The 4,422-nt window shown below is 71.8% G+C and carries 5 protein-coding genes; all 5 read right to left on the reverse strand.

The window, feature by feature from the left end; translation table 11 throughout:
* On the reverse strand, positions 1-788 hold a 788-nt coding region (locus tag NQ160_RS19180; protein ID WP_257516708.1), incomplete at its 3' end, for a glycine--tRNA ligase.
* Positions 789-873: 85 nt separating this feature from the next.
* On the reverse strand, positions 874-1,251 hold the full coding sequence (locus tag NQ160_RS19185; protein ID WP_257516713.1) for a DUF4870 domain-containing protein: 378 nt from the start codon (positions 1,249-1,251) through the stop codon (positions 874-876).
* Positions 1,252-1,283: 32 nt separating this feature from the next.
* Positions 1,284-2,630 carry an alpha-hydroxy-acid oxidizing protein gene (locus tag NQ160_RS19190; RefSeq protein ID WP_257516709.1) on the reverse strand — a complete coding sequence of 449 codons (1,347 nt, stop codon included), beginning with the start codon at positions 2,628-2,630 and terminating at the stop codon, positions 1,284-1,286.
* Positions 2,631-2,686: 56 nt separating this feature from the next.
* A complete protein-coding gene (gene menC / locus NQ160_RS19195; protein WP_257516711.1) occupies positions 2,687-3,820 on the reverse strand; it encodes an o-succinylbenzoate synthase in 1,134 nt (377 codons plus the stop codon).
* Between the two features lie 65 nt (positions 3,821-3,885).
* On the reverse strand, positions 3,886-4,422 hold a 537-nt coding region (locus NQ160_RS19200), incomplete at its 5' end, for a GNAT family N-acetyltransferase (RefSeq protein WP_257516712.1).

Consider the following 4,422-nt stretch of genomic DNA (forward strand, 5'->3'; position numbering starts at 1 on the left):
GAGTAGTGCGCGCGGTCCTCCTCGGGAACGTCGAAGCGGCGCATGTTGTCGGCGTTGATGCCCAGGTCGATGAACCAGTTCCAGCACGCCTCGACCCAGTGGTCGAACCACTCGGGCGCCTCTGCGGGCGGGGTGAAGAACTCGATCTCCATCTGCTCGAACTCGCGGGTGCGGAAGATGAAGTTGCCGGGGGTGATCTCGTTGCGGAAGGCCTTGCCCACCTGGCCGATGCCGAACGGCGGCTTCTTGCGCGACGCCGTGAGCACGTTGGTGAAGTTGACGAAGATGCCCTGCGCGGTCTCGGGGCGCAGGAAATGCAGACCCGACTCGTCGTCGACGACGCCGAGGTAGGTCTTCACCAGGCCGGAGAACGCCTTGGGCTCGGTGTACTTGCCCTTCGTGCCGCAGTTCGGGCACGGGATGTCGGCCAGACCGTTGGCGGCGGGGCGGCCCTTGCGCGCCTCGAAGTCCTCGATGAGGTTGTCGGCGCGGAAGCGCTTGTGGCACTGCAGGCATTCCACGAGGGGGTCGGTGAACGTCGCGACGTGGCCCGACGCCTCCCAGACCCGCTTGGGAAGGATGATCGAGGAGTCCAGACCCACCATGTCGCCACGGCCGCGGACGAACGTCTGCCACCACTGGCGACGGATGTTCTCCTTCAGCTCCGTGCCGAGGGGGCCGTAATCCCATGCCGAGCGGGATCCGCCGTAGATCTCACCGGCCTGGAACACGAACCCGCGGTGACGGGCGAGGGCGATGACTTTGTCGAGGCGGGACTGCTCGGCCACAGGTGGCTCCAAATGGTCGTGGTGCGGGCGCGAAAATCGCGGATGCCGCGAGGCCGCGGCATCCGTCGATTCTAGCCGCCGGGCCTCAGCGCACGAACGTGATCGTCAGCGGGTAGCGGTACCACTGCCCTTGGCTGGCCTTGACGGCGGCGATGATCGAGAAGATCAGGTCGACGATGACCACGGCGATCAGGACGAAGGCGCCGACCAGCAGGAACAGCAGCACCATTCCCGCGAAGGCGGCGATCATCACCGTCAGCTGGAAGTTCAGAGCCGTCGCGGCATGGGCGCGCACGAACGGGCCGCGGTCGCGCAGCGCCAGGTATCCGACCAGCGCGGGGACGAAACCGAAGAAGATGCCGCCGACGTGGATGAGGGTGGCCCACATCTTCTCGTCGGCAGGGCTGAGCGGAGCGGGCCCGTACGGAGCGCCATACGGCGGCTGCGGGGGCGGAGGCGGCATGGTCACGGTCTCAGCCTATGGGGGCGACCGGGTCAGTCCGCGCGGCGGAGGGCGGCCGGAGTGAGCTCGCCGACGGAGGTGTGCCCGGAGAGCCCGAGGGTGATGTCGAGCTCGGCGAGCACGTTGCGCACCACCTCGCCGACCCCGGCCTCGCCCGCGACGCCGAGTCCGTACGCATACGGGCGGCCGAGACCGACCGCGGTGGCCCCGAGGGCGAGGGCGATGAACACGTCGGCGCCGCTGCGGACTCCGGAGTCGAAGACGACCGGGACCCGTCCGGCCACGCGCTCTGCGATCGCCGGCAGCACCGCGAGCGTCGGCACCGACCGGTCGATCTGCCGGCCGCCGTGGTTGGAGATCCAGACTCCGTCCATCCCCGCGTCCACCGCACGGGCGGCGTCGTCGGGGTGCACGATGCCCTTGAGGACGATGGGCAGCGACGTCCACTCACGCGCGCGATCGAGCGCGTCCCACGTGAGCGCCGGGGTCGAGAACACGTCGAGGAACGTCTCGATCGCCGCACGGGGCAGCGGCGAGCGCAGATTCTCACGCAGGCGCGTGGACCCGGTGAGCGCGGCTCCCCGCCGCGCGATGCCGACCCCGGCGGCGACCGTGCGCGGCGTCATCCGCAGCTTGTCACCGGGCTCGGCGGCGTCGGCGCCCGCCATGGCGGCGCTGCGCACCCGATCCCGCACGAGCCCGCGGAAGACGGGATCGGCCGTGTACTGCGCGATGCCGAGCCCGCGCGTGAACGGCAGGTACGCGAGGTCGAGGTCGCGGGTGCGCCAGCCCAGCAGGTGCGTGTCGAGGGTGATCACGATCGCCTCGCACCCCGAGGCCTCGGCCCGGCCGATCAGCGACCGGTTGAGCTCCTCCGAGGCCGACCAGTACAGCTGGAACAGCCGGTCGCCGTTGGGCGCGGCATCCCACACCCGCTCCATCGCATACGAGGCCTGATTGCTCAGCGTGTAGGGGACACCTGCGGATGCCGCGGCGCGCGCGACGGCGAGGTCGGCGTCGGGGTGGGCGAGCTCCATCACCCCGAGCGGCGCCAGCAGCAGCGGCGTCTCGCGGCGACGTCCGAGGAAGTCGATCGACAGATCGCGGCTCGACACGTCACGCAGCGGCCGCGGCCACACCTCCCACGCGTCGAAGGCGGCACGGTTGGCGGCCACAGTCCGCTCGGCGCCCGCACCGCCGGCGAGGTAGGCGAAGGCCTCGGCGCTCAAAGCACGACGTGCGGCGGCCTCGAGCTGCAGCGGGTCCACCGGCACGCGCGGCGTCTGGCCGCTGATGCCGGCACGGTAGATGTGCGACTGGGTGCGGCGGGAGATGCCGCGGGCGGCCGCGGCGGGGTCTTCGGGAGCGACGGTGCTCATCCCCACACCCTATGGGGCGGTCGCCGCTCGCCCGGCGGCGCCCGCGCCCGCGCCGCCTACCGCCGCAGGGTCTCCCGGGCGACGGTGAAGTCCTCCAGCGCCAGCGGATCGATCTCGATCCCGATGCCCGGGCCCATCGGCACCCGCACGTGGCCGTCCTCGAGCACGATGGGGTCGGTCACGATGTCGCGCGGGTAGAACCGGTCCGACGCCGAGACATCGCCGGGCAGCGTGAAGCCCGGCAGGGCGGCGAGCGCCGCGTTCGCGGCCCGGCCGATGCCGGTTTCGAGCATGCCGCCGCACCACACCGGGATGTCGGCGCCCCGGCAGAGGTCGTGGATGGCGACGGCCTCGAGGTAACCGCCGACCCGGCCGGCCTTGATGTTGATGACGGAGGCCGCGCCAAGCCCCCGCGCGTCCTGCGCGGCCTTGAGCGAGACGATCGACTCGTCCAGACACAGGGGCGTGCGCAGTCGCTCGGCGAGCACGGCGTGGTCGACGAGGTCGTCTTCCTGCAGGGGCTGCTCGATCAGCAGCAGGTCGAAGCGGTCGAGCTCGACGAGCGTGTCGACGTCGGCCAGCGTGTACGCCGAGTTGGCGTCGACCTGCAGCGGGATCGTGCCGAAGGCGTCACGCACCGCCGCCGTGTCGGCGATGTCGCGACCGGGCTTGATCTTGATCTTGATGCGCAGGTAGCCGGCGTCGAGGTACTCCGCGACGGCGTCGACGAGGGCAGCTGGGTCGTGCTGGATCCCCACCGACACCCCGCTGGGCACCCGGTCGCGCACCGCGCCGAGGTACTCGGCCAGCGCCCGGCCCTGTGCGCGCAGACTCGCGTCGAGCACCGCCAGCTCCAGCCCTGCCTTCGCCATGCGGTGCCCCCTGAAGGGCTCGAGGATGCCGGCGATCTGCTCCGGCGCGATGACGTGGCTGTCCAGCAGCGCCGGCGCGAGCCACCGCAGCGTCACGTCCCACGCCCCCTGCGTGTACTCGCTCGAGTACAGCGGAGCCGCCTGCGTGACGATCTCGCCCCAGCCGTCGCCGTCGGCCGTCAGCGCCCGCACGACGATCACCTCCCGCTCGGACTCGGTGCCGAACGAGGTGGTGAACGGCGAGACGAGCGGCATGCGCAGCACGCGCAGCTCGATGCCTTCGAGGGCGACGGATGCCGCGGGCGTGGCGATGGGCATGCGCACAGGCTAGCCGCGTCGGCTCAGCCGGTGAAGCCGCGCACCCGTCCGGCCGAGCCGCGTCGTCAGGCCCGCACGAACAGGTACCCGCGGTCGGGGTCGAACCCGCCGACGACGAGCCCGGATGCCGCCTGCTCGGCGAACTGCTCGCGCACGCGGCGCCGCCAGACCGTCGCCTCCGCGGGGGCTTCCCGGCGCAGGCCCTCGACGTCGCGGGGCACCGCGACGGTCGCCACCACGTCGCCCGGGTCGGGTGCGGCGGCGGGAGCGGCGAGCGCCCACGACGCCATCAGCCGGTCGGTCTCGTCGCCCCGGTTCAGGCCGTCGTCCATGGGGCCGTACTGGTCGATGAGGTACTCCGTGACCCGCGCGCCGAGCACGACGAGGTTGAAGTAGGCGTTGCGGGCCACCAGCGGGTCGAAGGTCCAGGTGATGTGGCCGACGTCGTGCGCGAAGGCCCACGTGCGCTGGTGCGCCTTGAGAAGCCGCCCGAACCCCCGGCCCTGGTACTCGGGGAGCACCCCGGTGACGTGCGAGTGCATCGAGCGCTCGGCGGGGGCGGCGAAGAACGCCACCGACGCGCCGATGATGCGATCGCCGTC

The sequence above is a fragment of the Microbacterium sp. zg.Y909 genome, from assembly GCF_024626565.1.

Coding starts and splice junctions, on each gene's coding strand:
- NQ160_RS19185 (WP_257516713.1), bottom strand. CDS start 1,251: ATGCCGCCTCCGCCCCCGCAGCCGCCGTATGGCGCTCCGTACGGGCCC.
- NQ160_RS19190 (WP_257516709.1), bottom strand. CDS start 2,630: ATGAGCACCGTCGCTCCCGAAGACCCCGCCGCGGCCGCCCGCGGCATC.
- menC (WP_257516711.1), bottom strand. CDS start 3,820: ATGCCCATCGCCACGCCCGCGGCATCCGTCGCCCTCGAAGGCATCGAG.